Origin of the sequence: Streptomyces sp. NPDC046860 (genome assembly GCF_040645115.1) — a bacterium.
Lineage (GTDB): Bacteria > Actinomycetota > Actinomycetes > Streptomycetales > Streptomycetaceae > Streptomyces.
In genome coordinates this window covers 1-26,171 of sequence record NZ_JBEYXQ010000034.1, presented here as the reverse complement: position 1 = coordinate 26,171, position 26,171 = coordinate 1, and the positions used below count along the sequence as shown (strand labels likewise).

Annotated in this window: 23 protein-coding genes and 3 pseudogenes; 11 read left to right on the top strand and 15 right to left on the bottom strand. The window is 72.7% G+C overall.

Features of this window, described 5'->3' with window-relative positions:
- The 4 genes and pseudogenes from ABZ898_RS29295 to ABZ898_RS29280 all read left to right on the top strand — a co-directional run.
- A pseudogene (locus ABZ898_RS29295) lies at window positions 1-180 on the top strand (glucose-6-phosphate isomerase); the annotation flags it as partial.
- Window position 181: 1 nt separating this feature from the next.
- Complete coding sequence (gene gnd, locus ABZ898_RS29290; protein ID WP_361665346.1) at window positions 182-1,060, top strand: phosphogluconate dehydrogenase (NAD(+)-dependent, decarboxylating); 879 nt, start codon at window positions 182-184, stop codon at window positions 1,058-1,060.
- A 6-nt stretch (window positions 1,061-1,066) separates the two neighbouring features.
- Window positions 1,067-1,660 (top strand): histidine phosphatase family protein, encoded by a 594-nt coding sequence (locus tag ABZ898_RS29285; RefSeq protein WP_361665344.1) that lies wholly within the window; start codon window positions 1,067-1,069, stop codon window positions 1,658-1,660.
- Window positions 1,661-1,790: 130 nt separating this feature from the next.
- Window positions 1,791-2,441 (top strand): TetR/AcrR family transcriptional regulator, encoded by a 651-nt coding sequence (locus ABZ898_RS29280; RefSeq protein WP_361665342.1) that lies wholly within the window; start codon window positions 1,791-1,793, stop codon window positions 2,439-2,441.
- On the opposite strand, the gene ABZ898_RS29275 is transcribed toward ABZ898_RS29280, so the two are convergent.
- A complete protein-coding gene (locus ABZ898_RS29275; protein WP_361665340.1) occupies window positions 2,438-2,875 on the bottom strand; it encodes a PPOX class F420-dependent oxidoreductase in 438 nt (145 codons plus the stop codon). The two genes, ABZ898_RS29280 and ABZ898_RS29275, sit on opposite strands and share 4 nt — an antisense overlap.
- 83 nt (window positions 2,876-2,958) lie before the next feature.
- Between ABZ898_RS29275 and ABZ898_RS29270 the strand changes: the two genes are divergently transcribed.
- Genes ABZ898_RS29270 through ABZ898_RS29260 form a run of 3 tightly spaced genes read left to right on the top strand, consistent with a single transcriptional unit; the run spans window position 2,959 to window position 6,175 of the window.
- Window positions 2,959-3,543, top strand: a complete 585-nt coding sequence (locus ABZ898_RS29270; RefSeq protein ID WP_361665338.1) for a TetR/AcrR family transcriptional regulator — start codon at window positions 2,959-2,961, stop codon at window positions 3,541-3,543.
- The gene (locus ABZ898_RS29265; protein WP_361665336.1) at window positions 3,540-4,898 is read left to right on the top strand and encodes an MFS transporter; all 1,359 of its coding nucleotides are present in this window, start codon (window positions 3,540-3,542) and stop codon (window positions 4,896-4,898) included. The genes ABZ898_RS29270 and ABZ898_RS29265 overlap by 4 nt, the downstream gene beginning before the upstream one ends.
- Window positions 4,899-4,951: 53 nt before the next feature.
- Window positions 4,952-6,175, top strand: coding sequence for a serine hydrolase domain-containing protein (locus ABZ898_RS29260; RefSeq protein ID WP_361665334.1), 1,224 nt, complete (start codon window positions 4,952-4,954; stop codon window positions 6,173-6,175).
- A gap of 72 nt (window positions 6,176-6,247) precedes the next feature.
- Here the strand turns inward: ABZ898_RS29260 and ribA are convergent, their stop codons facing one another.
- Window positions 6,248-6,907 carry a GTP cyclohydrolase II gene (gene ribA, locus ABZ898_RS29255; RefSeq protein ID WP_361665332.1) on the bottom strand — a complete coding sequence of 220 codons (660 nt, stop codon included), beginning with the start codon at window positions 6,905-6,907 and terminating at the stop codon, window positions 6,248-6,250.
- Window positions 6,908-6,946: 39 nt separating this feature from the next.
- Between ribA and ABZ898_RS29250 the strand changes: the two are divergent.
- Window positions 6,947-7,693 (top strand): annotated as a pseudogene (locus ABZ898_RS29250) (creatininase family protein); the annotation flags it as partial.
- Here the strand turns inward: ABZ898_RS29250 and ABZ898_RS29245 are convergent.
- The 5 genes from ABZ898_RS29245 to ABZ898_RS29225 all read right to left on the bottom strand — a co-directional run bounded on the left by ABZ898_RS29245 (window position 7,579) and on the right by ABZ898_RS29225 (window position 12,489).
- Window positions 7,579-8,847: a lysylphosphatidylglycerol synthase transmembrane domain-containing protein gene (locus ABZ898_RS29245; RefSeq protein ID WP_361665330.1), complete on the bottom strand. Its 1,269-nt coding sequence runs from the start codon at window positions 8,845-8,847 to the stop codon at window positions 7,579-7,581. The pseudogene ABZ898_RS29250 and the gene ABZ898_RS29245 sit on opposite strands and share 115 nt — an antisense overlap.
- Window positions 8,847-9,818 (bottom strand): class I SAM-dependent methyltransferase, encoded by a 972-nt coding sequence (locus tag ABZ898_RS29240; protein WP_361665328.1) that lies wholly within the window; start codon window positions 9,816-9,818, stop codon window positions 8,847-8,849. Before ABZ898_RS29240 ends, ABZ898_RS29245 begins: the two co-directional genes overlap by 1 nt.
- Window positions 9,815-10,996 (bottom strand): glycosyltransferase family 4 protein, encoded by a 1,182-nt coding sequence (locus ABZ898_RS29235; RefSeq protein WP_361665326.1) that lies wholly within the window; start codon window positions 10,994-10,996, stop codon window positions 9,815-9,817. Before ABZ898_RS29235 ends, ABZ898_RS29240 begins: the two co-directional genes overlap by 4 nt.
- Window positions 10,993-11,391 carry a 6-carboxytetrahydropterin synthase gene (locus ABZ898_RS29230; RefSeq protein ID WP_361665324.1) on the bottom strand — a complete coding sequence of 133 codons (399 nt, stop codon included), beginning with the start codon at window positions 11,389-11,391 and terminating at the stop codon, window positions 10,993-10,995. Before ABZ898_RS29230 ends, ABZ898_RS29235 begins: the two co-directional genes overlap by 4 nt.
- A 114-nt stretch (window positions 11,392-11,505) precedes the next feature.
- Window positions 11,506-12,489 (bottom strand): dehydrogenase, encoded by a 984-nt coding sequence (locus ABZ898_RS29225; protein WP_361665322.1) that lies wholly within the window; start codon window positions 12,487-12,489, stop codon window positions 11,506-11,508.
- 107 nt (window positions 12,490-12,596) lie between these two features.
- On the opposite strand from ABZ898_RS29225, the gene ABZ898_RS29220 reads away from it, so the two are divergent.
- Window positions 12,597-13,379 (top strand): CDP-alcohol phosphatidyltransferase family protein, encoded by a 783-nt coding sequence (locus ABZ898_RS29220; protein WP_361665320.1) that lies wholly within the window; start codon window positions 12,597-12,599, stop codon window positions 13,377-13,379.
- Window positions 13,380-13,410: 31 nt separating this feature from the next.
- Here the strand turns inward: ABZ898_RS29220 and ABZ898_RS29215 are convergent.
- The 6 genes and pseudogenes from ABZ898_RS29215 to ABZ898_RS29190 form a co-directional block, all read right to left on the bottom strand.
- Window positions 13,411-14,175, bottom strand: a pseudogene (locus tag ABZ898_RS29215) (SAM-dependent methyltransferase).
- A gap of 73 nt (window positions 14,176-14,248) precedes the next feature.
- Window positions 14,249-16,129, bottom strand: coding sequence for a discoidin domain-containing protein (locus ABZ898_RS29210; protein WP_361665318.1), 1,881 nt, complete (start codon window positions 16,127-16,129; stop codon window positions 14,249-14,251).
- A 306-nt stretch (window positions 16,130-16,435) separates the two neighbouring features.
- Window positions 16,436-17,800, bottom strand: a complete 1,365-nt coding sequence (locus tag ABZ898_RS29205; protein WP_361665316.1) for a GH1 family beta-glucosidase — start codon at window positions 17,798-17,800, stop codon at window positions 16,436-16,438.
- A 29-nt stretch (window positions 17,801-17,829) separates the two neighbouring features.
- On the bottom strand, window positions 17,830-18,669 hold the full coding sequence (locus ABZ898_RS29200; protein WP_361665348.1) for a carbohydrate ABC transporter permease: 840 nt from the start codon (window positions 18,667-18,669) through the stop codon (window positions 17,830-17,832).
- A 7-nt stretch (window positions 18,670-18,676) separates the two neighbouring features.
- Window positions 18,677-19,660, bottom strand: a complete 984-nt coding sequence (locus ABZ898_RS29195; RefSeq protein WP_361665314.1) for a sugar ABC transporter permease — start codon at window positions 19,658-19,660, stop codon at window positions 18,677-18,679.
- 5 nt (window positions 19,661-19,665) lie between these two features.
- The gene (locus tag ABZ898_RS29190) at window positions 19,666-20,982 is read right to left on the bottom strand and encodes a sugar ABC transporter substrate-binding protein (protein ID WP_361665312.1); all 1,317 of its coding nucleotides are present in this window, start codon (window positions 20,980-20,982) and stop codon (window positions 19,666-19,668) included.
- 236 nt (window positions 20,983-21,218) lie between these two features.
- Between ABZ898_RS29190 and ABZ898_RS29185 the strand changes: the two genes are divergently transcribed.
- Entirely contained in the window at window positions 21,219-22,865 is a 1,647-nt protein-coding gene (locus tag ABZ898_RS29185; protein ID WP_361665310.1) for a serine/threonine-protein kinase, read from the top strand.
- A 13-nt stretch (window positions 22,866-22,878) separates the two neighbouring features.
- On the opposite strand, the gene ABZ898_RS29180 is transcribed toward ABZ898_RS29185, so the two are convergent.
- Entirely contained in the window at window positions 22,879-23,991 is a 1,113-nt protein-coding gene (locus ABZ898_RS29180; protein ID WP_361665308.1) for an AAA family ATPase, read from the bottom strand.
- Window positions 23,988-24,665 carry a nicotinamide riboside transporter PnuC gene (pnuC, locus tag ABZ898_RS29175; protein ID WP_361665306.1) on the bottom strand — a complete coding sequence of 226 codons (678 nt, stop codon included), beginning with the start codon at window positions 24,663-24,665 and terminating at the stop codon, window positions 23,988-23,990. The genes ABZ898_RS29180 and pnuC overlap by 4 nt, the downstream gene beginning before the upstream one ends.
- A gap of 173 nt (window positions 24,666-24,838) precedes the next feature.
- On the opposite strand from pnuC, the gene ABZ898_RS29170 reads away from it, so the two are divergent.
- Window positions 24,839-26,041, top strand: a complete 1,203-nt coding sequence (locus ABZ898_RS29170; protein WP_361665304.1) for a cytochrome P450 — start codon at window positions 24,839-24,841, stop codon at window positions 26,039-26,041.
- The last annotated feature ends 130 nt before the right edge of the window (window positions 26,042-26,171 follow it).

Sequence of the window (26,171 nt, the reverse complement as noted above, 5' to 3'; positions counted from 1 at the left end):
GTGTTCGTCCAGGGCGCGGTCTGGAACATCGACTCCTTCGACCAGTGGGGCGTCGAGCTGGGCAAGGTCCTCGCCAAGCGCATCGAGCCCGCCCTCACCGAGGGCGCCGACGTGCCCGGCCTCGACCCCTCCACCACGGCCCTCGTCGCCGCGTACCGCTCCCTCAAGGAAGTGAACTGACATGCAGCTCGGACTCATCGGCCTCGGCAAGATGGGCGGCAACATGCGCGAGCGCATCCGCCGCGCGGGCCACCAGGTCATCGGCTACGACCGCAACCCGGAACTGACCGACGTCAAGGACCTCGCCGAACTGGTCGAGAAGCTCGACGCGCCGCGCACCGTCTGGGTCATGGTCCCGGCCGGCACCGCCACCCAGGTCGTCGTCGACGAGCTGAAGGACCTGCTCTCCCCGGGCGACGTGGTCGTGGACGGCGGCAACTCCCGCTGGACGGACGACGAGAAGCACGCCGCCGAGCTGGCCATCAAGGGCATCGGCTTCGTCGACGCGGGCGTCTCCGGCGGTGTGTGGGGCCTGGAGAACGGCTACGCGCTGATGGTCGGCGGCGACAAGGAGAACGTCGACCGTCTCCAGCCCGTCTTCGACGCCCTCAAGCCCGACGGTCCGTACGGCTTCGTCCACGCGGGCCGGGTCGGCGCCGGGCACTTCTCCAAGATGGTCCACAACGGCATCGAGTACGCCATGATGCAGGCGTACGCCGAGGGCTGGGAGCTGCTGGAGAAGGCGAACTCGGTGGACAACGTCCGCGAGATCTTCCGCTCCTGGCAGGAGGGCACGGTCATCCGTTCCTGGCTGCTGGACCTCGCGGTCAACGCCCTGGACGACGACGAGCACCTGGACGGCCTGCGGGGCTACGCCGAGGACTCCGGCGAGGGCCGTTGGACCGTCGAGGCGGGCATCGACCACGCGGTGCCGCTCCCGGCCATCACCGCCTCGCTGTTCGCGCGCTTCGCCTCCCGCCAGGACGACTCGCCGCAGATGAAGATGATCGCGGCGCTGCGCAACCAGTTCGGCGGCCACGCCGTCGAGAAGAAGGGCTGACCCGCCGTGGGGGACCTTCTGCTGGTCCGCCACGGCGAGACGGAGTGGAGCAGGTCGGGCCAGCACACGAGCTGGACCGACCTGCCCCTCACCGAGCTGGGCGAGGAACAGGCGCGTTCGCTCGCCCCGCTCCTCGCCGGCCGGACCTTCGCGCTCACCCTGACCAGCCCCCTCGCCCGGGCCCGGCGCACCGCCGAACTGGCGGGCGTCACCGGCGCCGGCCGGGAGCCCGGCCTGCGGGAGTGGGACTACGGCGGCTACGAGGGCGTCACCACCGTCGACATCCACCGCACCCGGCCCGACTGGGACCTGTGGACCGACGGGGCGGTGCCCGGCCCCGAGGGACATCCGGGTGAGTCGCCCGAGCAGATCGGGGAGCGGGTCGACCAGGTGCTGGCCCGCGTGGAGAAGGCGCTCGACGCGGACGACGGGGACGTGCTCCTGGTCGCGCACGGGCACGTGCTGCGGGTGCTGACGGCACGCCGGCTGGGCCTGCCGCCCGGCGACGGACGGCTGTTCCAGCTCGCCACCGGAACGGTCAGCCGGCTCTCCACCGAGCACGGGCGTCCCGTGATCGCGGAGTGGAACCGGCTGCCCTGACACCGCCGACGGCCCGGAGTCACCTCTGAGGGTGGCTCCGGGCCGTCCGCGTGTCCGCCGGTCCGGCTTCTACAATCTCCGGCAGACCGGTACAAGCCCCGTTCACCGCCCGACGGCCCGAAGGAACGCGATGACCAGCGCCGACGAACCGGTACGACCCGACAGGCGGTTACCGGACCCCGCCCGCACCCGGTCCGACATCCTTCGCGCGGCCACCCGCGAGTTCGCCCGCGCCGGGTACGACGGCGCCCGCGTGGAGGAGATAGCGGCCCGCACCCGCACCACCAAGCGGATGATCTACTACTACTTCGGCGGCAAGGAGCACCTGTTCAGGGCCGTCCTGGAGCGGGCCTACGGCACGCTGCACGAGGCCGAGGACCTGCTGGACGTCCCGCATCTCGACCCCGTCGCCGCCGTCCGCCGCGTGGCCGAGGTGACCTTCGACCACCACGAGCGGCACCCCGACCTGGTCCGTCTGGTCGGCATCGAGAACATCCACGGCGGCGAACACCTCGCCGCCGCCCGCCGGTCGGGCCGGATCGAGTCCCCCAAGCTCGACACCCTGCACCGCGTGCTGGACGCCGGTCGCGAGTCCGGCGTGTTCACCGCCGACGCGGACGCGGTCGACGTGCACGCGATGATCAGCGCGTTCTGCTTCCACCGGGTCACGGGACAACACACCTTCACCGCCCTCTTCGACCGCGACCTGACCGCCCCCGACCGCCGCGAGCACAATCGCGCGATGCTGGGGGACATGGTGGTGGGCTACCTGACCCGTTAGCGCTGCGGCACCCCGTAGGCCCGGTCCACGCGCAGCCGGACCACCAGGCGCTTGTCGCGGACCATGGCCGCGCGGTACTCGTCCCAGTCGTCGTGTTCGCCCAGCACCTCGCGGTACAGCCGCACCAGCTCTTCCGCCGTCTCGTCGTGGGGGTCGGCGGCGACCGGGGTCAGCTCGGCGGTGCCCTCGGCGACGGCGTAGGACCAGCGGTCGGCGCTGGTGACGTAGTAGGAGGCGCGGGGGTCCCGGCGCAGGTTGCGGGTCTTGGCGCGGTCGTCGGTAACGGAGATCCGGATGATCCGCTCGACGGGGTCGTAGGCGTGGCTGACGTTGGACAGCTGGGGCCGGCCGTCGCGCTTGAGCGTGACGAGCACCCCGCCGTGGCCCTCGGAGAACTGCGCCAGCAGTGCGTCCTGCGTCGTGTCCTGAGTCATGCCGACGTCAACGGGCCGGGGCGGGCCGGGCATTCCCCGAGCATGGGTAGACAGTGTCTACGTTCACTTGGTAGACACTGTCTATGAATGCATCCGAAGCAGCCGGCCTGCGTGACCGTCTGGTCGACGCCGGGGCGGCGCTCGTGGCGGCCGAGGGTGCCCGGGCGCTCACCCTGCGCGAGATCGCCCGTCGTGCGGGCGTCTCCCACGGGGCTCCCCGCCGCTACTTCCCCACCCATGTGGAACTGCTGTCCGCCATCGCCCGGCGCGGCTTCACCGACCTCGGCGCCCGGGCGAACGAGACCCTGCGGGCCGCCGGCCAGAGCCCGCGCGGGCAGGTGGCGGCGCTGGCGCGCACGTATCTGCGGTTCGCCCTGGAGAACCCCGGCATGTACGAGCTGATGTTCCGTCACGATGTACTGGAGAGCGGCCATCTGGGGCTGCGGGACACCAGCCTGCCGCTGTTCGGGCTGCTGGTGGAGCGGGTGGGCCTCGCCCGTCCGGACGTCGACGCCCGCCGGGTGACCGGCGCCCTGTGGGCCAACCTCCACGGGCTGGCCCAGCTCTGGCGCTGGGGCAGCCTGCGACTGGCCACCGGCGAGGAGGACTTCGGTCCGCTGCTGGAGGCGTGCCTCACGGCGCACCTCGGTCCGGAGAACCGCCCGTGAACCGGCGGCTGACGCTGGTCTCCAGTGTGGCCGGCGCGGCACTGGTCGCGCTGGACGGCACGGTCCTCACGGTGGCCCAGCCGTCGCTGCAGCGCTCGCTGGGCGCCTCCTACGCCGAGGTGCAGTGGACCAGCACCGCCTATCTCGTGGCCGTGGCAAGCCTGTTGGTGTTCGCCGGGCGTCTCGGAGACCGGTACGGGCATCCCCGCGTGTTCGCCCTCGGCATGCTGGGCTTCGGGGCCGCGTCGGCGGGCATCGCCCTCGCGCCGGACATCGGCTGGGTCATCGGACTCCGGGTCGCCCAGGGCGTGTTCGGGGCGCTGCTCCAGCCCGCCACGCTGGGCATGCTGCGGTCGGCGTATCCCCCGGACCGCCTGGCGGCGCCGCTCGCGGTGCGGACCGGGGCGATCGGACTGGCGGCGGCGCTCGGACCGCTGCTCGGCGGCGCGCTGGTGAGCGGGCCCGGCTGGCGGGCGGTGTTCCTCCTCGGCGTCGTCCCGGCGCTGGTCCTCGGCACGGCCGCGCTGGTGGACCGGGCGCCCGCGCGGGGGGACCGCGTCCCGTCCGGGCCCGCGCTGGACCTGCCGGGCGCGCTGCTGCTCGCGCTGACGCTGGGCTGCCTCGTGCACAGCCTGGTCGCCTCCGGCGCGGTCACGGCGGCGGGGCTGGGAGTCGCCGCGCTGGCGGGCGTCGCGTTCGTACGGCACGAGCGGCGCACCGCCGACCCGCTGCTGCCGCCCGGCGTGATCGGCTCACCGCCGATCACGGCCGCCCTGGCCGTCCTGGTCGCCACGTCGGCCGCGTTGTCCGGCACCCTCTTCGTCGAAACGTACGTCCTCCAGCGCGACTTGGGGCTCGATCCGCTCCAGAGCGCCCTGCGGGGCGTGCCGTTGGCGGTGATGATGGTGGCCGCCGCGCCCTGGTGCCCGGTGCTGCTGCGCAAGGTGGGGTCCCGGTGGACGGTGGGGGCGGCCACCGCCCTGCTCGCGCTGGGCGGTCTCCTGCTGTCCCGGGCCACGGGCACGCTCGCCCTGGCTTGCGGATTCGCGCTGCTGGGGGCGGGGTTCGGGACGGTGATGGTGGCGGCCACCCATGTCGTCGTACGCCGGGCCGAGGCGACGGCGGCCGGGGTGGCGGGCGGTCTCCAGCAGACGGCGCTGAACATCGGCCCGGTGCTGGGGGTGGCGGCCGCCACCGCGCTGATGGGCGCGGGGCCGTCCGTCGCGCTGTGTGTGCTCGCGGCCGTCGCGGCCATGGCCGTACCGCTCACCCGGCTGCTGCCCGGACGCGACGTCGCGTCGCTCACAAGATCCGCCGAGGGCGGGGTACTTGACGGTGATCATGCGCCACGATGACCGATGAGGGCCGGCCCGGCGGCACGCGGGAACGGCAGGACCTGAGGAGAACCATGGCAGAGCTGCGGCAGGAAGCCGCCCCGCGGGACGTGGGGCTGGACCCGGAGGCGCTGGACCGCCTCGACGAGCACCTCGGCGGGCTCGTGGACGAGGGCCGGCTGCCCGGCTTCCTGGTGTCGGTGGCCCGGGGCGGCCGGGTCGCCCATCTGACCACCTACGGCCACCGCGACCTCGCGGCCGGGCTCCCGGTGGAGACCGACACCCTGTGGCGGATCTACTCCATGACCAAGCCGGTGACGGCCGTCGCCGTGCTGATGCTGGTGGAGGAGGGCCTGCTCACCCTGGACGACCCGGTCGGCCGCCACCTCCCCGAGTTCGCCGACCCCCGGGTGTACGTGAGCGGTTCGGGGGACGACGTACGCACCCGTCCGGCGGCGGGCCCGATCCGCGTCCGGCATCTGCTCACCCACACGGCGGGCCTGACCTTCGCCTTCTACCACGACCACCCGGTGGACGCCCTGTACCGCGCGGCCGGGCTGGAGTCCTCCGTGCCCTCCGGCGCGGACCTCGCCGAGACCGTCGCGGTGTACGCCTCCCTGCCCCTCCAGTTCGAGCCGGGCACGCGCTGGAACTACTCGGTCGGCACCAACGTGCTGGGCCGCCTCATCGAGGTCGTCTCGGGGCGCCCGCTCGACGCGTTCTTCGCCAAGCGCATCCTCGGCCCGCTCGGCATGACCGACACCGGCTTCCACCTGACACCCGAGCAGCAGCCCCGGCTGGCGGAGTTGTACGGGGAGACGGAGGACGGCGGCATCACCCCGGTGCCCGGACTGCCCGTCCGCGGGCGCCCCCGGTTCCTGTCCGGCAGCGGCGGGCTGGTCTCCAGCGCGGGCGACTACCACCGCTTCATGGAACTGCTGCGCCGGGGCGGCGAGCTCGACGGGGTCCGCCTCCTCTCTCCCGCCACGCTCGCCCTGATGACCCGCAACCAGCTCCCCGGCGACGCGTGCCTGCGCGAGTTCGGCACCCCCGCGCACCAGGAGCGGGCCAACGACGGTCTGGGCTTCGGGTTCAACGTCTCCGTCGTCACCGACCCCGCCCGCACCCTGTCCCCCTCGGCCCCGGGGACCTTCGGCTGGACCGGCGTGGCCGCCACCGCCTTCTGGGTGGCCCCGGCACTGGACCTGACCGTGCAGTTCATGACCCAGGTGCGCACCCGCACCCTGAAGGTCTTCCCCGACCTGCGCCGCCTGGTCCACGCGGCGGTCACCGGCTGAACCCGCCCGCAGACGCGAGAAGTCCGGCCGGTTCGTCCGGCCGGACTTCTCGCATGGGGGGGGATCGGGGGCTCAGGAGCCGTGGGCCAGCGCGTCCAGGTGGGGCAGGTGGTGGTCGAGCCGCTCACGCTTGGTGCGCAGATAGGTGATGTTGTTCTCGCTCGGCTCGATCAGCAGCGGCACCTGCTCGGCGACCTCGATGCCGTGCTCCGTCAACGCCTCCCGCTTGCGCGGGTTGTTGGACATCAGCCGGACCGAACGCACCTTGAGGTCGTGCAGCATCTCCGCCGCCACGCGGTAGTCGCGGGCGTCGACCGGCAGGCCGAGCGCGAGGTTGGCCTCGACCGTGTCCAGGCCCTCCGCCTGCAGCGCCATCGCCCGCAGCTTGGCCAGCAGACCGATGCCCCGGCCCTCATGACCCCTCAAGTACAGGACGACGCCGCTGCCTTCGGCGACCACCGCGCGCAGCGCGGCCGCCAGCTGCTCACCGCACTCGCAGTGCTGGGAGCCGAACGCGTCACCCGTCAGGCACTCCGAATGCAGCCGCACCAGGACGTTGTCGGTCCCGATGTCACCGTGCACCAGGGCGACCTGCTCGTCACCCCGGTCGTGGTCCAGGTAACCGACCGCCTCGAACTGCCCGTACACGGTGGGAAGCGGGGTGTTCACGACGCGTTCCGTGCCCGAACGGCGCGGGGACTTCCCGCCGAAGACGCCGATGTTTTCTGTCATGATCTGATTCCTAAGCAGAGACGAAAGGCCGTGGGAGACATGAGTGGTTCGGGCGCGCGAGCGGCGGCCTTCGGGGTGATGCCCGCGGACACCACCGAGGACGTGCGGGCGCGGGGGGCGGGCGTGTCACGTCAGGTCGCCGTCCTTCCCGTGGGGAGCTTCGAACAGCACGGTCCCTACCTTCCGTTGGCGACCGACACGCTGGTGGCCTGTGCCGTGGCACGCGAGATCGCGGCCGCGTACCCGGTACACCTTCTGCCCCCGGTGACCCTGTCGTGCTCGCACGAGCACGCGGCCTGGCCGGGAACCGTGAGCATCTCCGCCGTCACCCTGCACGCGGTGGTGCGGGACATCGCGGACTCGCTGCGCCGCTCGGGCGTGGAGTCGCTCGTCGTGGTCAACGGCCACGGCGGCAACTACGTGCTGGGCAACGTCGTCCAGGAGGCGTCCGCGCGGGGCGAGTCGATGGCGCTGTTCCCGGCCGCCGAGGACTGGGAGGAGGCGCGCGAGCGGGCCGGGGTGGTCACCTCGCTGCTCACCGACATGCACGCCGGGGAGATCGAGGCGTCGATCCTGCTGCACGCTCATCCCGAATTCCTCCGCCCTGGGCACGAGTCGGCCGATTTCACCGCCGACGACCGCCGTCATCTGCTCACCACGGGTATGTCCGCCTACACCGAGTCGGGCGTCATCGGCCGCCCGTCGCTGGCCTCGGAGGAGAAGGGGAAGGGCCTGCTGGCCGCCCTGGCGGAGAACTTCGAGCCGTACTTCCGGCTGCTCTCCTCGCCCGGGAAGACCGGCGAGACCGGCCCCCGCGGGTAGCCGCGCAGGGCGGTGGCCCAGCGGACGACGAGGACGACGGCGCCGGGCAGCGCGGCGACCAAGCTGAGCACGCCGTACACCACGGCGACGGCGACCCCGCTGCTCGCGCCGAGCCCGGCGGCGGCGAACGCCCAGGCGGTGACGCCCTCGCGGGGGCCGAAGCCGCCCACGTTGAGCGGCAGTGCCATGGCGAGCAGCGCGAGCACGGCGAGCGGCAGCAGCACCGCGACCGGCGCCCCGCTCCCTGCGGTGCGGGCCGCGACGACGAACATGCCGAGGTGTCCGGCCAGGACGACCGCCGAGGACAGCGCGACGGCCGGCCCGTTCTCCCGCGAGAGCAGGCCCTGCCGGGCCTCGCGCAGGAGACCGCTGCCCGGCAGGGTGCCGGTGCGGCGGCCGGGCGCCCGGTTCATCCGGACGGCGAGGACGACGGCGAGCGCGCCCGCCCCGGCGAGGGCGACCGGCAACGCGAAGGTGCGCAGGTCGTCGCGGACCGGGGAGGGCAGGGTCAGCAGCAGGGCGGAACCGCAGACGGCGAGCGCCAGCTGCCCCGCGACCCGCTCCAGCACGACCGCCTTGACGGCGCGCCGGATGTCCCCGGCGCTCTGTCCGTGCCGCACCGCCCGGTGCACGTCGCCGAGGACGCCGCCGGGCAGTGCCGCGTTGAGGAACAGGGCGCGGTAGTAGTCGGCGACGGCGGGCCCGAGCGACAGCCGGATGCCCAGGCCGCGGGCGACCGCCTGCCAGCGCCAGGCGCTGAACACGGTGGTCACCACGCCGATCGCGAGGGCCGCCAGCACGGTCGCCGCGTCGATCCGGCGCAGCCCGTCGACCAGCGGTCCCGTGCCGAGCCGCCACAGCAGCACGCCGAGGATGGCGGTGCCGGCGGCGGTGCCGATGTGGGTGCGCAGGGCGTGACGGGAGGGAGGAGTGACGTTTCCCTCGGGGCGGCCGGAATCCTTGGGGAGGTCGGATGCCTCGGGTCGGTCGGATGCCTCGGGGAGATCGGACGACCGGGCGGGCGCGGGCGGCTCCATGGGGTCCGTGACGGCTTCCCCGTCCGGGCGCGCGCGTTCCTCCGCGGTCGCCGGACCGGCCGCCCCCGTCCGCCCGTTCATCACGCCTCCACCGGCCGGGGCAGGGCCAGCAGATCGCTGTGGTGCACCACGACCTCCAGCTCCCCCGCCTCGCACGCGGCCAGCCGGTCGCGCAGGTAGACCTCCGCGCGCGTCCTCAGGCCCGGCCTCTCCTCGACGGCGGCGCCGACCCAGCCCCGCAGCCACTGGGCGGTCAGCGCGGACTGCTCCGCGCCGAGCCGCCACGGGCTGGGGCTGACCCGTACGGTCGCCCCGTGCCCGGCGAACGCCTCGCCGGCCGCGGCGACCGCGTCCGGGCCGAGCAGCCCGCCCCGGCGCTGGTGGGCGTTGAACGCCTCCGCCAGGTCGGCGTCCAGCGGATCGGCGGACGCGAACTCGACGCGTCCGGCGACGGACAGGGTGAGCAGGGCGGGGCTGCCGGCGCCCGCGCAGGCGGCGGCCAGGGTCTCGACCTCGGCACGGGTCAGCACGTCCAGCAGCGCGGACGCCGTGACCAGGGAGGCGCCGCCCAGCGCGTCGGGGGTGAGCCGGGCGACGTCACCGCGCCGGGTCTCGACGGTGACGCGGCTGCCGTCGGCGGCCACACGCGCGGAGGCGACGGCCGCGAAGTGCAGCAGGTACGGGTCCCGGTCGTGCAGCACCCAGTGCTGGGCGCCGTCGAGCCGGGCCGCCAGCCAGCGGCCCATGGAGCCCGTGCCGCAGCCCAGGTCGTGGATGACCAGCCCGCCGTCCTGGGCGGGGAGTTCGGCCAGCCTCTTGGCCAGCGGTTCCAGCAGGCCGAGGGCCCGCGCGTCGGCGTCGGCCGGTTCCCGGAGCTGGAGCCACTCGGGCGCGTACCGGGGCGCGTCATCGGGCGCCCCCTCGCGCAGCCGTACGGTGGCCCGCTCGCCGGGGCGGCCGACGGGGCCGGCACCCGCGATGACGTCCGAGGTGCCGGAGTGCTCGGTGCCGTGGTCCACCGGGTGCTCCTCGTGTGCGGCGATGTCGGTCATGCGGCCCTCCTGGGGGCGCCGGGAAGCCTGCCGAGGACCCCGGCGAGGCTGCGGGCGGTGGCGGCCCAGCCGCCGAGCGCGCTGCGGCGGCCGCGGGCGGCGGCCTTGAGGCGGCGGCGCACGTCGGGCTCGTCGAACCAGCCGCGCAGTTCGGCGGCGATGGCGGCGGGGTCCTCCGGGGGGACGAGGATGCCGGGGACACCGCCGTCGGGGGCGCGGCCGACCGCCTCGGGCAGGCCGCCCACGTCGGTGGCGAGGACCGGGATGCCCCGGGCGAGGGCCTCGGTGACGGCCATGCCGTAGGTCTCGGCGTAGGAGGTGAGCACCATGAGGTCTGCGGCCGCGTAGCTGGCGTCGAGGTCGGCGCCGGTGCGGGGGCCGGCCAGGTGCAGCCGGTCGGCCAGGCCGTGCCGCCCGATCTGGTCGCGGAGCATGGCCACGTACTCGGGGTCGGTGCCGAGGCCGCCGACCAGCGAGCAGGTCCACGGCAGGTCCCGTACGGCGGCGAGGGCCTCGATCAGGCGGTGCTGGCCCTTGCGCGGGGTGACGGCGGCGACGCACACGAGGTGGGAGATGCCGTCGGTGCCGGGTGCCAGCGGCGCGATGTCGGCGCCGGGGGCGGCGAGGTGGACGCGGTCGGGGGCGAGGCCGTGGTGGGAGACCAGGCGGCGCACGGCCCAGTCGCTGGTGGCGATGACGGCGGGCACCGCGCGCAGCACGGCGCGCTCGCGGGCGTCGAGGCCGGCGGCGACGGCCGGGTCGAGGCCGGTCTCGTCGCCGAGCGGCAGGTGGACGAGGACGGCGATCCGGAGCCGTTCGGCCTCGGGGACGACGATCTCGGGGACTGAGCAGCCGACCAGGCCGTCCAGCAGGACCACGGTGTCGTCGGGGAGTCCGGCGAGGGTGCGGGCGAGGGACTCGCGGGCGTCGGCGTCGGGGTCCGGCCAGGTGCCGTGGGCGGCGTGCCGTACGACCTGCCAGCCGAAGCCGGGCAGGTCGAGGCAGACCCGGCGGTCGTAGGCGTTGCCGCCGCTGGGCGCGGCCGGGTCGTCGACGCCGCCGGGCATGACGAAGTGCACGGTGCGCAGCGACATGGGGATGATCCCGAGGTTCTCGGTGGCGAGGGGTTGTGCGGGCACGTAGGTGAGGCGGGCCCGGTCGACGGTCAGATCGCTCACAGGCCACGCTCGTAGCTCGCCCAGGCGATGTGGGACTCGTGCAGGGTCACCGAGAGCGCGGCCAGGCCCTTCGCGCCCTCGCCGAGGGCGCCCTTGGCGATGCGCTCTGCGAGGCGGTCGGCGACGACCTTGGCCAGGAACTCGGTGGAGGTGTTGACCCCGGCGAACTCGGGGTCGTCGTCCAGGTTGCGGTAGTTCAGCCCGGCGGTGATCTCGCCGAGCTCCCGCGTGGCCAGGCCGATGTCGACCACGATGTTGTCCTCGTCCAACTGCTCACGGCGGAACGTGGCGTCCACCAGGAACGTGGCTCCGTGCAGGCGCTGCGCGGGTCCGAACACGTCGCCGCGGAAGCTGTGGGCGATCATGATGTGATCGCGGACGGTGATGCTGAACAACGGACGACCCTCCAGGTGCGGCGCGTCTGGTCCCCCGAGGTTCCTGCCGGGGGTCGACGAGTAGTACGGCTCTTCGCTTCCCCGTGTTCAGCCCTCTCTCACTCTTTTCTCAGGTCAGGCCGGGTCGGGGTACCGGATGCGGTGGCACAGGGCGGGGATCTCCCCACTCGTCAGGCGGGGCATCAGCTCGGGGAGTTCACCGAAGTCGCTCTCCCCGGTGACGAGCGCGTCCAGCGCCGGGTCGGCCAGCAGGTCCAGGGCGAGGGTCATCCGTTCGGCGTAACCGCGGCCGGGGCGGGCGGCCGGGGAGACGGTGCCGACCTGGCTGCCGCGCACGGTGAGCCGGCGGGAGTGGAACGCCTCGCCCAGCGGCAGGGTGACGCGCCGGTCGCCGTACCAGCTCAGCTCCACGACGGTGCCCTCGGGCGCGAGCAGTTCCAGGGCCCGGGTGAGGCCCTGCTCGGTGGCGCTGGCGTGGACGACGAGGTCGCGCTCGCCGGTGGCCTCCGCGGGCGTGGCGAAGCCGACGCCGAGGGCCTCGGCGGTCTCGGCGCGCGCCGGGTCGGCGTCGACGAGCTGGACCCGGACGCCGGGGAAGCGGGCCAGCAGCGCGGCGACCGAGCAGCCGACCATGCCGCCGCCGACCACGGTGACCCGGTCCCCGATCATCGGTGCCGCGTCCCACAGCGCGTTCACGGCGGTCTCCACCGTCCCGGCGAGCACGGCACGGGCGGCGGGCACCTGTTCGGGTACGACGGTCACGGCGCTCACCGGAACGACGTAACGGCTCTGGTGCGGGTACAGGCAGAAGACCGTTCGGCCGGTCAGCGTATCGGGGCCCTGCTCGACGACGCCGACACTGAGATAGCCGTACTTCACCGGGCCGGGGAAGTCGCCCTCCTGGAACGGGGCCCGCATCACCGCGTGTTGGCTCTTGGGGACGCCGCCGCGGAACACCAGGGTCTCGGTGCCCCGGCTGACTCCGGAGTACAGAGCACGCACCAGCACCTCCCCCTCGCCGGGCTCCGGAAGGGTGACCTCACGCAGCTCGCCGTGGCCGGGCGAGCTCAGCCAGAACGCGCGGGCGGCGGGGTTCATCGGCATCCTCCTGAACGATCGGGAACTTGCTCACGTACCGAGAAGGGCACAGGGCGCGCACAGTACGCGGCCTTGATCGACTCTGTCACTCGGCCGGAGGATGCGCGGTGGCCCTGAACAACACGTATGACGCGAGGCTTCAGCAGGAGACCGCCGTGGGAGCGGCCGTACAGCTCCTGCTGCTGGCCCTGCTCGGCACGGCCATCGGCATGGGGGTGGCCGGCTGGCTGAGCGGGCTCGCCTTCGCGTTCGCCACCTGGGCGGTCCTCTCGCGCGCCCTGCACCGCTCGGCGCTGCGCTCCTTCGGCCCCGCCAACCGGGTGACCCTCGGCCGGGCCACCCTGGTCGGCGGGGTGACCGCGCTGGTGGCGGACTCCTTCCAGAGCGCCCCGCCGGTCACCCTGCTGGTCGGCCTGACCGCCGTCGCCCTCCTGCTGGACGGCGTGGACGGCAAGGTCGCCCGCCGCACCAACACCTCCAGCGCGCTCGGTGCCCGCTTCGACATGGAGGTGGACGCGTTCCTGATACTCGTCCTCAGCGTGTACGTCGCCACCCGCCTCGGCCCCTGGGTCCTCCTGATAGGCGCGATGCGCTACGCCTTCGTCGCCGCGGCCCGCTTCGCCCCCTGGCTGAACGCCCCGCTCCCCGCGTCCTTCGCCCGCAAGACGGTCGCCGCCGTCCAGGGCATAGCCCTCCTCATAGCCGGCTCCTCCCTCCTCCCCCACCCCGCCGAACTGACCGTGGTCCTGCTGGCCCTCGGCTCACTGATGTGGTCGTTCGGCCGGGACGTGGTGTGGCTGTGGCGGCACGGGCGCACGACGACGCCCACACCGGACACCGCCCCGCAGGAGGCGGCACCGGTACGGGAGCTGGAGCTGGCGGCGCGGTGACCCCTCAGGACCTTCAGGACCTTCAGAGCCCTCAGGAAACCCGCCCCACCCCCACGTAGAACCCGCTCAGCTCCTCCGCCGGGGCAGGGCCCTCCTGGTACCACTCCGTGGCGAAGACCAGGCCGGGGGCTACCAGTTCGAGGCCGGTGAAGAAGGGTTCCACCTCCGCACGGGTGCGCATGCGGAGCGGGATCGTGCCCTTCTTGTACGCGTCCTCGACCTGTCGGCGGAGTTCCGGGTGCTGGTCGGCCGTGCCGTGGGAGAGGACCAGGTAGCTGCCGGGGGCCAGGGCGTCCACGAGGGCGCGGGTGACGGCGTAGGGGTCGTCGGTGTCGGGGAGGAAGTGCATGAGGGCGATGAGGGAGAGGGCGACGGGGCGGTCGAAGTCGAGGCGTTCGCGGGCGTGGGCGAGGATGGCCTCGGGCTCCCGTACGTCGGCGTGGATGTAGTCGGTGGCGCCCTCGGGGGTGCTGACCAGCAGGGCCTCCGCATGCCGCAGCACGATCGGGTCGTTGTCGGCGTAGACGATCCGGGACTCGGGCCGGATGCCCTGCACGATCTGGTGCAGGTTGGGCTCGGTGGGGATGCCCGTGCCGATGTCGAGGAACTGGTCGATGCCCTGCGCGGCGAGCCACGCGGAGGCGCGGTGCATGAACTCCCGGTTGCGGGCCGCGCTGCGCCGCGACTGTTCGGGCAGCGTCCGGCCCACCGTCTGGTCGACGGGGTAGTTGTCCTTCCCGCCCAGCAGCCAGTCGTAGACGCGGGCGGGATGGGGCTAGCTGGTGTCGATCTGCACGGGACACTCCTCCGGCGCGAGAACACGGCACTGACCGAACTGGCTTGCGCCGAAAGAGTATCCGCCGCCTCGGCTACCGCTTCTGTTCCACCCGCACCCAGTCCACCTCGGCCTGCACGCCCCCGCCGGCGATCCGGTCCACGCTGGACTGCGGCAGCCCCCAGTAGGGCGAGGTGACCTGGTTCCAGCCCGCCGGGTAGGCGCCGCCGAGGGCAAGGTTGAGGATCACGTACTGGTCGTGGTCGAAGACCCACTGCCCGCGCGTCGATTCCAGCTTGTCGCGGGTGGTCTCCTGGACCACTCGGTCGTCGACGTAGAAGCGCATCGCCGTCGGGGTCCACTCGACGGCGTAGGTGTGCCACTGGTCGGCGCGGCCGCCGTTCGGGTAGGTCTGGCGGACGCCGATGTTGCCGTCGGCCGAGTAGCCGGGGCCGTGCAGGGCGGAGCTGGTCCAGTCGCCGTAGCCGATGTTCTCCATGATGTCGGTCTCGCCGGAGGCGGGCCAGGACACGGACGGGTTGTCGACGTTGCTGCCGAGCAGCCAGAAGGCGGGCCAGAATCCGTCGCCGACCGGCAGCTTCATGCGGGCGCTGACCTTGCCGTAGCTGAAGTCGAACCTGGTGTTGGTGTCGATGCGGCCGGAGGTGAAGTCGTACGTGCCGCCGCCCGCCTTGGTGCAGCCCTTGCAGTACTTCGCCCTGAGGATCAGCTCGCCGTTCTCGGTACGGAGGTTGTCGGTGGAGTCGACGTACGCCTGGGACTCGCCGTTGACCGAGCCCATCTCGGAACCGGTGCGCACCACACGCCACTTGGAGCGGTCCAGGGCGGTGCCGGTGAAGTCGTCGAAGAACGTGGTCCGGTAGGTGCCGGACTGTTCTCCGGGGAGTGCCGGGTACGCGGCCGAGGCGCTGCCGCCGGTGCCCCAGACCTGGAACTCGTAGAGGGAGTAGCCGAACTGCGCGGTGTAGGGCGCCGGGTTGTAGAAGGAGCGGCGCTCCTTGCCGAGCATGCGGACGTAGCGGCCGGTGGCGGGGGTGGGGAGGCTGACCGTGTCGTGCAGTCCGGCCGCGTCGCCGGGGGCCTGGATGTTGGCGCGGCGGGCCGAGACCTCGGCGGCCGAGGGCTGGTACACGGTGCGCCAGGTGCGGTTGTCGTCGGAGACCTGGAGCTGGTAGTCGACGGCGTAGGCGGACTCCCAGTAGAGGTCGACGGAGGAGATCGTGGACGTCGCGCCGAGGTCGACCGACACCCAGCGGTTGGCGTTCCAGTCGCTGGACCAGCGGGTGCTGTCGCCCTTGAGGCCGGCGGGCCAGCCGCCGTCGGTGACGAACGCCGGTGAGTTGCCCGCGTGTTGGTAGAGGTTGGAGTACGCGGGGTGGTTGAGCGCGAGGTTGGTGCGGGTGGTGGAGGCGGGCGCCGGTTCGCCGCCGTAGACCTTGAAGGAGTACAGCGAGTACCCGTACGGCGTGGCGCGTTCGAGGCCGCGCATCCGGACGTACCGGCCGATGACCTCCTGCGGGTAGGTGTGGGCGGTGACGGAGCCGCCGGTGCCCGCGGTCTCGGTGTAGAACGGCGTCCAGTCGGTGCCGTTGCGGGAGACCTCCAGCACGTATCTCCTGCCGTACGCGGCCTCCCAGTCGAGGACCACGCGGTCGACGCGGAGGGTGCTGCCGAGGTCGACGCGTATCCAGGCGCCGTCGGCGAAGTCACTGGACCAGCGGGTGCTGCCGTTGCCGTCGAAGGCGAGGGCCGCGGCGGTTCCGGCGTTCTCGCTGCCGGAGGCGGTGACGGCAGCGGGGTCGGCGGCGTAGGCGGTGGCGGCGCGGTCGGTGTCCCAGGCGGCCGCCGCGGCGGCCGGTGCGGCGGTCGCGGGGGCGGTCAGGGCCGGGGTCCCGGTGAGCAGGGCGACGGCGGCGAGCGCGGTCAGCAGGGTGCGGGGGGTGCGTGACGGCATGCGGCTCTCCTCGGGAGGATCTGTCGGCGGTGCGGGGCCTTGGACAGTTCGGTGCCTGGTGCGTGTCACATGGAGCGGGAAACGGAGAGGGAAGGTGGGGGTGGGGGGCGGGCACGGGGGTCACCGCGCCCGCCCTGGTGGCCGCTAGGTCGTGTCCGCGAAGTGGCGTCGTCTGCCCGGAGGGCAGGGCTCGCGGCGTCTGGTGCGTGCGATCCCGACAACGCGGCTGGGGGTCCCCCCTGCTCGCAGAGCTCGGGGGAGGGCGTGCCAGGCGTCGCGAGCCAGGCGCCACTTCGCGGACACGGCCTAGGCCGCTCGGCGTCCGAGCTTGCGGTGGGTCTCGATGATCTCGGCGTACCGGTGGCCGCTCGCCTTCATCGTGCGGGCCTGCGTCGCGTAGTCGACGTGGAACAGGCCGAAGCGCTTGTCGTAGCCGTACGCCCACTCGAAGTTGTCCATGAGGGACCAGGCGAAGTACCCGGCGAGGGGCGCGCCCTTGCGGACGGCGGAGGCGCAGGCGGCGAGGTGGGTCTCCAGGTAGTCCCGGCGCTCGGGGTCGTCGACGGTGCCGTCGGGGCCGACCAGGTCGGGGAAGGAGGAGCCGTTCTCGGTGACGTAGATCTTCCGGGCGCCGTACTCCTCGGTGAGGCGCAGCAGCAGCCGCTCGAGGCCGCCGGCGTCGATCTCCCAGTCCATGCCGGTACGGGGCACGCCCTCTCGGCGTACGGAACGGGCGCGCGGGGCGGGGCCGTCCGGGTCGTCGACGACGTAGGCCGGCATGTAGTAGTTCAGGCCCAGCCAGTCCAGGGGAGCGGCGATGGTCTCCAGGTCGCCCGGCTGCTCGGGGAGTTCGACGCCGTAGACCTCGACCATGTCGGCGGGGAAGCCGCGGCCGTGGACCGGGTCGAGCCACCAGCGGTTGACGTGCCCGTCCTGGCGGCGGGCGGCGGCCGCGTCGTCGGGGCTGTCGGTGGCGGAGTGCACGGTGGAGAGGTTGGTGACGATGCCGATCTCGGCGGCGGGCGCGGCGGCGCGGATCGCCCGGGTGGCGAGGCCGTGGCCGAGGAGCAGGTGGTAGGAGGCGCGGACGGCGGCGGTGAGGTCGGTCCAGCCGGGGGCCATCTTGCCTTCGAGGTGGCCGATCCACGCCGAGCAGAGGGGTTCGTTGAGGGTGGCCCAGTGGCTGACGCGGTCGCCGAGGCGTTCGGCGACGGCGGAGGCGTACGCGGCGAAGTGCTCGGCGGTGTCCCGCTCCGGCCAGCCGCCCCGGTCCTGGAGCACCTGCGGGAGGTCCCAGTGGTAGAGGGTGACGGAGGGGGTGATGCCCGCCTCCAGCAGGGCGTCGGTCAGCTCGTCGTAGAAGGCGAGCCCCTTGGCGTTGACCGGGCCGTCGCCGCCGGGCATCACGCGCGGCCAGGCGACGGACAGCCGGTAGGTGTCGACGCCCAGCCGGCGCATGAGGCCGATGTCGTCGCGCCAGCGGTGGTAGTGGTCGCAGGCGGTGTCGCCGTTGTCGTCGCCGTCGACTCTGCCGGGGGTGTGCGAGAAGGTGTCCCAGATGGACGGCGAGCGGCCGTCCTCGGCGATGGCGCCCTCGATCTGGTAGGCCGAAGTGGCCGTGCCCCAGCGGAAGTCGGCCGGGAAGGCGGCGAGGTCGATGGGCTCGGACATGGAAGTCCCTTCGAGGTGCGGGGAGTCGGTCACTTGACGGCGCCCGCCGTCAGTCCGGTGACGAGATAGCGCTGGAGCAGCAGGAATCCGGCGACCACGGGGACGCTGACGACGAGCGAGGCGGCCATGATCTGGTTCCAGTAGACGTCGTAGAGGGTGGAGTAGCCCTGGAGTCCTACGGCGAGGGTGCGGGTGGTGTCGTTGGTCATCACGGAGGCGAAGAGGACCTCTCCCCACGCGGTCATGAAGGCGTACACGGCGACGGCGACGATGCCGGGGATCGCGGCGGGCACCACGATCCGGAACAGGGCGCCGAGCGGCCCGCAGCCGTCGACGAGGGCGGCCTCGTCGAGGTCGCGCGGCACCGAGTCGAAGTACCCGATCAGCATCCAGATGGAGAACGGCAGCGAGAAGGTGAGGTACGTCAGGATCAGCCCGCCGCGTGAGCCGAACAGGGCGATCCCGGTGGCGTTGCCGATGTTGATGTAGATCAGGAACAGCGGGAGCAGGAAGAGGATGCCGGGGAACATCTGCGTGGACAGCACGGTGACCGTGAAGACGCGCTTGCCCCGGAAGTCGTACCGGCTGACCGCGTAGGCCGCGAAGACGGCGATGACGACCGAGCAGACGGTGGCCGCGCCCGCGACGATCAGCGAGTTCACGAAGTACCGGGCGAGGGGCACGGTGGACCAGATGTCGATGTACGGCCGGATCGTCAGCCGGCTGGGCAGCCAGCGGAACTCGTCGGTGACGTCGGCGAGCGGCTTGAGCGAGCTGGAGACCATCACGTAGACGGGCAGCAGCACGAAGCCGGTGAGCAGGGTGAGGAAGATCCGCCGGGACCACAGGAACGAACGCGGCGGCGCCATGGGCGAGTCAGCCATTGCCGGTCCTCCTTCCGCGTGAGGTGAACAGCAGGTATCCGCCGGTCACGGCCAGCAGGAAGAGCAGCAGCAGGACGGACATGGCGGAGCCGGTGCCGAAGTCCCAGGTGAGGAAGGTGGTCTGGTAGATGTGCACGGAGATGAGGTCGGCGGCCTCGGGCGCCGCCTTGCCGAACAGGACGTAGGGCGTGTTGAAGTCGTTGAACGTCCACAGGAACAGCACCAGGACCAGTACCTGGTTGACCGGGCGCAGGGACGGCAGGGTGATGCGGCGGACCTGCTGCCACATCCCGGCGCCGTCCAGCGCGGCGGCCTCGTACAGTTCGCGCGGGATGTTCTGCAGGCCGGCCATGACGATGAGGAAGGCGAACGGCCAGCCCTTCCAGACCGAGACGGTGAGCAGGGCGTAGAAGCTGTTGTCGCCGATGAGCCAGAAGGACGGCTTGTCGGTGAGGTGGAGCTGGTCGTGCAGGACGTGGTTCACCAGGCCGTTGTCGTGCTGGAACATGAACACCCAGGTGATGACGGCCGCGTAGACGGGCAGCGCGTACGGCACCAGGAACAGGGCGCGCAGCAGGCCGCGGCCCCGGAAGGTGTCCTGCATGAAGACCGCGGCGGCGGTGCCGAGCGCCCAGCACAGGGCGACCGAGAGCACGGTGAAGCCGATGGTGACGGCGAAGGAGCGCAGCAGCGCCTCGCCGGCGGGGGCGTCGACGTCCACGGCCACGCGGTAGTTGCGCAGCCCGGTCCAGGGGGCGTTGCTCCAGTCGCGCAGGGTGAAGCGCGTGATGGACCGGAAGCTCATCAGGGTGCCGATGACCATCGGGACCAGATGGACGAGGAGTTCGAAGACCAGGGCGGGCAGGAGGAGCAGGTACGGGAGCGCGGTGCGGTGGGACCGCCCGGTGCGGCGCGGGCCGCGCGCCGCACCGGGGGTGTTCTCGCGCACCGGTTCCTTCAGAACGGTGGTGGTCATGGACGTCAGGCCGCCGGCATCTGCTGCTGGGCCTTCTCCAGCTTGGCCTTGACGGAGGCGGTGGTGATGGTGCGTCCGGCGGCGGCGTCGGCGAACAGTTCCTTGACGGCGGTGCCGACGGCGGTCTCGAACTGCGACTCGGTGGCCACCTGGGGCAGCGCGGCGGCGCTCCCCGCGAGGGTGTCCTTCAGCACGGCCATGGACGGTCCGGAGAAGGCGGGGTCTCCTTGCGCGCCCTTGACCGGCGGGATGGAGCTGTACGCCTTGTTGAGGGTCTTCTGTTCGGCGTCGCTGGTCATGAACTTCACGAACTCGGTGGCGGCGTCGAGGTTGTGGCTGTCCTTGAAGACGGCGATGTTGATGCCGCCGGCCATGGAGTTGATCTGGGTGCCGGTTCCGGGGGCGCCCTTCTGGACGGGTACCGGGGCGACACCGTAGGCGTCGTCCTTCATGCCCTGGGACTTGAGGTTGGCGGCGGCGGACTGCCACAGCAGCATGGCCTGCTTGCCCTTGGCGAAGTCGCTGACGGACTGGTTCTGCGCGTACTCGGCGTTGCCGGGCGGGATGGCCTTGTCCTTGGCCATGAGGTCGACGTACTGCTTGACGGCGTCGACCGCCTCGGGGCTGGTGAAGTCGGGCTTGCCGTCGGCGGTGAAGAAGTCGGCGCCGTGCTGCTTGGCGAAGACGAAGACGTGGTGGATGTTCTCGGAGGGGTTCGAGCCCTCCGCGCCCAGCACGGACTTGCCCTTGGCCCTGATCTTCGCGCCGTCCGCGACGAGTTCGTCCCAGGTGGCCGGGGGCTTGGCGATGCCGGCGTCGGCGAAGATCTGCTTGTTGTAGTAGAGCGCGTACGACATCGAGTACAGCGGGACGGCGGCCGGGTCCTTGCCCTCGACGCCGGTGGAGGCGAGGGCGGACTCGCCGAAGCGGTCGCGTCCGCCTATTTTGGCGAAGTTCGTCTCGTCCCACGGCAGCAGGGCGCCGGTGGCCTGGAGGGAGGCGCTCCAGGAGTTGCCGATGTTCAGTACGTCGGGGCCCTGGCCGGAGGTGGTGGCGGTGAGGATGCGGTTGAGCAGGTCGGTCCAGGGCACGACCTCGACCTTGACCTTGATGCCGGTCTGCTGCTCGAACTTGTCCAGTTCGGGCTGGAGCACCTGCTTGTCCACTTCGACGCTGGCGCCCTGGTTGGAGGCCCAGTAGGTCAGCGTCTTGGACGAGCCACCGGCGCCGTCCCCACTGTCCGTACCCCCTCCGCACGCGGTGGCCGCGAGGGCGAGCGACATGACGACGGCGCCTGTGGCCGCGGCTCGGATGCTGCGCATGGCTCTGGCTGTCCCTTTCCGGGAGAGAGACCCCGAAAACCGCGTCGGCTCCTCAGGGCTTAATTTAGGACGTGAGTTAATCCGCCGGAGGGGGGCGCGTCAAGGGATGCGGCACGGGTATGTGAGCGGGTCTCGCGTTCTGAGAAGATCACCCGTCAACTGTGCTTCACCGCAACGCCTTTCAGGGGGGACCTCACCATGCTCAGCACCCGCGACGCGAGACCGGGGACGGGCGGATGAACGAGTCCACCGAGGCGTTCCGGACACTTCGGGCGGACGACCCGGTCACGGTCGGGGAATACCGGCTGGCCGCCAGGCTCGGCGCGGGCGGCATGGGCCGGGTCTATCTGTCGCACACGGGCGGCGGCAGACCGGTGGCGATCAAGGTCGTACGGTCGGAGCTGGCCGACGACGCCGCCTTCCGGCGCAGGTTCCGCCGGGAGATCGCAGCCGCCCGCCGCGTCCGGGGCGCCTACACCGCGGAGTTGATCGACGCCGACCCCGAGGCCGACCCGCCCTGGCTCGCCACGCTGTACGTCCCGGGTCCCTCCCTGGCGGACGCCGTCGCCGAGCGCGGGCCGCTGCCGGTCCCGGCGGTGCTGTGGCTGATGGCGGGGGTGGCCGAGGCGCTCCAGGCGATCCACGGCGCGGGCATCGTGCACCGCGACCTGAAGCCGTCGAACGTGCTGCTGGCCGACGACGGCCCGCGCGTCATCGACTTCGGCATCTCCCTGGCCACGGGTGCCACGTCGTTCACCGTCACGGGTGCGGCCATGGGCACGCCCGTGTTCATGGCCCCCGAGCAGGCGTCCGGCGGCGAGACGACCGAGGCGACGGACGTCTTCGCCCTCGGCCAGACGGCGGCGTTCGCGCTGCTGGGCGAACCGCTCTACGGCGACGGCCCGTTGCCCGCCGTGCTCTACCGGATCGTGCACAGCGAACCCGATCTGTCCCTGCTGCCCGAGGAGTTGCGCCCGCTCTTCGCCCGGTGCCTGGCCGCCGACCCGGCGGAGCGGGCCACCGCGAAGGAGATAGTCCAGTGGTGCGCGGAGCGGCTCGGCCCCGCCCCCGAGGGCGGCTCCGGGCCCGCCGTCTGGCGCGAGATCAGGGGCTCCGAGCTGACGGTCCCGCTGCCCGCCGCCGCCCCTTCGACCCGGATGCTCCCGCCCACCGCGTCCCACTGGCCGTACGCGCCGCCGCCGGCCGAGCCGATGTCCCGCAGGACGCGTACGGCGCTGATCGCGGGCGCGCTCGCGGCCGTCACGTCCCTGGCACTGCTGGGCGGCCTGGCGTGGACGGCGCTCGGCTCGGGCGAGGGGTCCCACCGGCGCGACTCCGCCGGTCCCACGGTCACGGGGTCGCGGAGCCCGGGAACCGGCGCGCCGGGGAGGGGGACGGGGGCGGGGGCCACCGGCTCCGACACCGACACCAGCACCGACACCGGCTCCGCCTCCGTGGGCGACGCTGCCGGCACCTCGCGCCGCTCCTCCCCCACGGCCCCGGTGGCACCGCGTGGCGTCGCCAAGCCGTTGCTGCGCCTGGACGCGACGAACTCGCTGAACCTCCGGGACCCGGACGTCCGGGACGACCGCAAGGGCGACATCCGCTTCGCCTGCGCGGGGCAGTCCTGTGCGCTGGAGAGCCGCGACAGTGTGCTCCTCCCCCGCTTCGCCGACCCCGGGGCCACCTACGACTCGTGCGCCTTCGAACTCCGCAACGCCACCAGTCACAAGCTGTATCTCGCGGCCGTGGCGGCGGGGAGCGAGATCTGCGCCAAGGACAGCGCGGGGAACATCGCCCTGTTCGTGGTCCAGGTCAAGTCGACGGCGTCGCCGGACGTGGGCTTCCTCATGACGGACGTGACGGTCTGGCCGCGCTCCTGAGCGGGAGCGCGGCTCAGCCGAGGGGGTCCGCCAGGTTCCAGCCGTCGGCCAGCAGGCCGTCCACCGCCGTGAGGGCGGCGGCCAGGCGGGTCGGGCGGTCACCGGGCAGCTCCAGCCACCGGACGCCCGAGGACGCGAGGACCTCGCGGAAGCGGCCGGTCATCCAGCCCCGCAGGTGCTCGCCGTCGCGCAGCCCGTCGTCGTCGAAGGGGACGTCCGCGTCCGGGGTGAGCAGATAGAGGGCGCGCGGCGGCACGGACCGGGCGAGGTCCAGGACCGGGCCGGTGGCGCGGCCCCGGTAGCGCTCCTGCCAGACGGTGGTGGCCAGCGCGTCGGTGTCGCACACGAGCACGGGGCCGCCGGCGCGGGCGGCGTGCTGTTCGGTGCGGTTCTGGCGGCGGGCGACCAGTTCGAAGTCGGCGTCGTCCCAGTGCAGGTCGGCCACGCCCGGCCGGGGCCCGTCCGGGGCGGCCAGGGCGCGGGCGCGGGCCAGTTTGGCCACCGTCAGCTCGCGCCCGTACTCGGGCACCCAGCGGGTGAGCGCGTGCGGGCCGCCGCGGGCGCGCAGGGCTGCGGCGAGGTCGCGGGAGAGCGTGGTGGTCCCGGTGGACTCCGCGCCCACGACGACGACCCTGCGGGCCAGCCAGGCGCGCACCGGCGGCTCGATCTCGTCCCAGTGGGCCACGGGGTCCGCGCGGACCTTCGTACCGGAGACCGCGAAGGTGTCCCGGCCGAGGTCCAGCAGTACGGGTGCGGCGCCGAAGCGGCGGGCGAGTTCGGTGCCGTAGGGCTCGGAGCTGAACACCGCGTCCACGCCGGGGACATGAGGGCCGAGGGAGAGGGCCTTGCGCATCAGGGCGACATGGCCTTCCCAGGCCGCTTCGCTCTCGTAGTCCACCGGCAGGTCGTCGTCCACGCCGACGACCGCGACATGGGGTTCGTCCGCCCAGTGCTCGCCGATCCAGGCGACGCGGTCCGCCAGGGGGACGGACTCGTGCGCGGCCGCCATCACGACGACCGTGACGGCGTCGCAGGCGTCGGCGGCGGACCGGATCAGGAAGTGGTGGCCGGAGTGGGGCGGGTAGAACTTGCCGATCACCAGCCCGTGGGCGAAGCGGTCGCTCACGCGGCCACCGTCCGGTCCGCGCCCGGCACTTCGGCCCTCGGCCCGGCGGCCCGGGACTCCCGGCGCCAGGAGCGCCATCCCACCAGGCACATGGCCAGGAAGAGCACGTAGACGATGCCGGTGAGGTCCAGTCCCCTGGCGAAGTAGAGCGGGATGTAGACGAGGTCGGCGGCGATCCAGAAGTACCAGTTCTCGATCAGCTTGGCGTTGAGCAGCCACTGCGCGGCCAGCGACAGGGCCGTGGTCAGGGCGTCCCAGAAGGGCGCGGAGTCGCCCGCGCGGGTCAGGAGCACCGTCAGCCCCCAGGTGGCGGGGACCAGCAGGGCGGCGAGGACGCACAGGGTGGCGCGGGACGCGTGGCCGACGGGCCGGCGGGAGCGCCGGTCGCCGCCGCGCAGCCAGACGTACCAGCCGCAGGCGGCGAGCAGCAGGTAGACGATCTGGAGCGCGGCGTCCGCGTACAGGCGGGCGCTCCAGAACAGCACCAGGAAGAACAGGTTGTTGGCGATCCCCACGGGGAAGTTCCACACGTTCGCCCGTACGCACAGCCAGACGCACACCGCACCGGTGGCGAAGCCGAGCAGCTCGGACCAGGTGACCGCGTCCTGGCCCAGGTGGAAAAGCTGGTGGTTCAGCGGCTCGGTCAAGCCGGCGAGTATGTCCGGGACAGCCATGCCGTCCTCACCCCTCCCGTTAATGTCGAAGTGACGATAACAAGGGCGGGATGGTTCCACAATCCTTTTCCGGGGCGGCCGCCCTCCGGCACCGCCGCACGACCGGATCTTGCCTGCGACAGCACGTCGACCGCTGCTAGCGTCGATACGACCGGCGAGAACGGGGACGGACTGTGACGACGGCCGAAGTGATCGATCTGGTGGCGCTGGGCGAGGACTTCGTCCGCGACCCGTACCCGGTGTACGCGGCCCTGCGCGCACGCGGCCCCGTGCACCGCGTGCGCATCCCGGAGGGCGCGGAGGCGTACCTCGTCGTCGGGTACGAGGCCGGGCGGGCCGCGCTCGCGGCCCCGGAGCTGTCCAAGCGCTGGAAGAACGCCTCCCCCTCCTTCCCGCTGTCCAGCCCGGCGGCGGGCCCCCACATGCTCAACCAGGACCCGCCGGACCACGGACGGCTGCGCAAGCTGGTCGTACGGGAGTTCACCCCACGCCGTGTGGAGCAGCTCGCCCCGCGCGTGCGGCAGATCACCGACGAGCTGCTCGACGCGATGGCGGCGCTGCCGGACGGGCGGGCCGACCTCGTGGACGCGCTCTCCTTCCCGCTGCCGATCTCGGTGATCTGCGAGCTGCTCGGGGTGCCGGCACTGGACCGGAACGCGTTCCGCACCTGGACCGGCACCCTCCTCACCGAAACCGACCCGCGGGCGCGGGAGGCCGCGCATCGCGAGATGACCGCGTATCTCACCGGTCTGGTGGAGAGCAAGCGGCGGGAACCGGGCGAGGACCTCATGAGCGCTCTGATCCGCACCACCGACGAGGACGGCGACCGGCTGTCCGCCGGGGAGCTGCTCGGCACCGCCTGGCTGTTGCTGGTCGCCGGGCACGAGACCACGGTCAACCTGATCTCCAACGGCGTACTGGCGCTGCTCACCCACCCCGACCAGCTGGCGCTGCTGCGCGAGGACAGCGCGCTGATGCCCGACGCCGTGGAGGAGATGCTGCGCTACGACGGACCGGTGGAGACGCCGACGTACCGGTTCACCACCGAGCCGGTCGAGATCGGCGGGACGGTCATCCCCGGGGACGGCCGGCTCGTCCTGGTGGCCCTGGCCGACGCGGACCACGACCCGGCCCGCTTCCCCGACCCCGGCCGCTTCGACATCCGGCGCCCCACCGGCGGCCATGTCGCCTTCGGCCACGGCATCCACTACTGCCTCGGCGCACCGCTGGCCCGCCTGGAGGCCCGGATCGCGATCGGCGCCCTGCTGGAGCGCTTCCCCGGCCTCACCCTCGACGCCCACCCGGCCGCCCTGACCTGGCGCGAGGGCATGCTCATCCGGGGCCCGCACCGGCTTCCGGCCCGCTGGGGGGTCTAGGGCCTGTCTTCCGGATCCTGCCGGGGTCGCGGGCCCTGGCACGCACTCCCCCAAGCTCTGCGAGCAGGGGGGACCCCCAGCGGCGTTGTCGTCGGTTGCCGACGCTCCGCGTCGACGCCCTCCTCCGCCT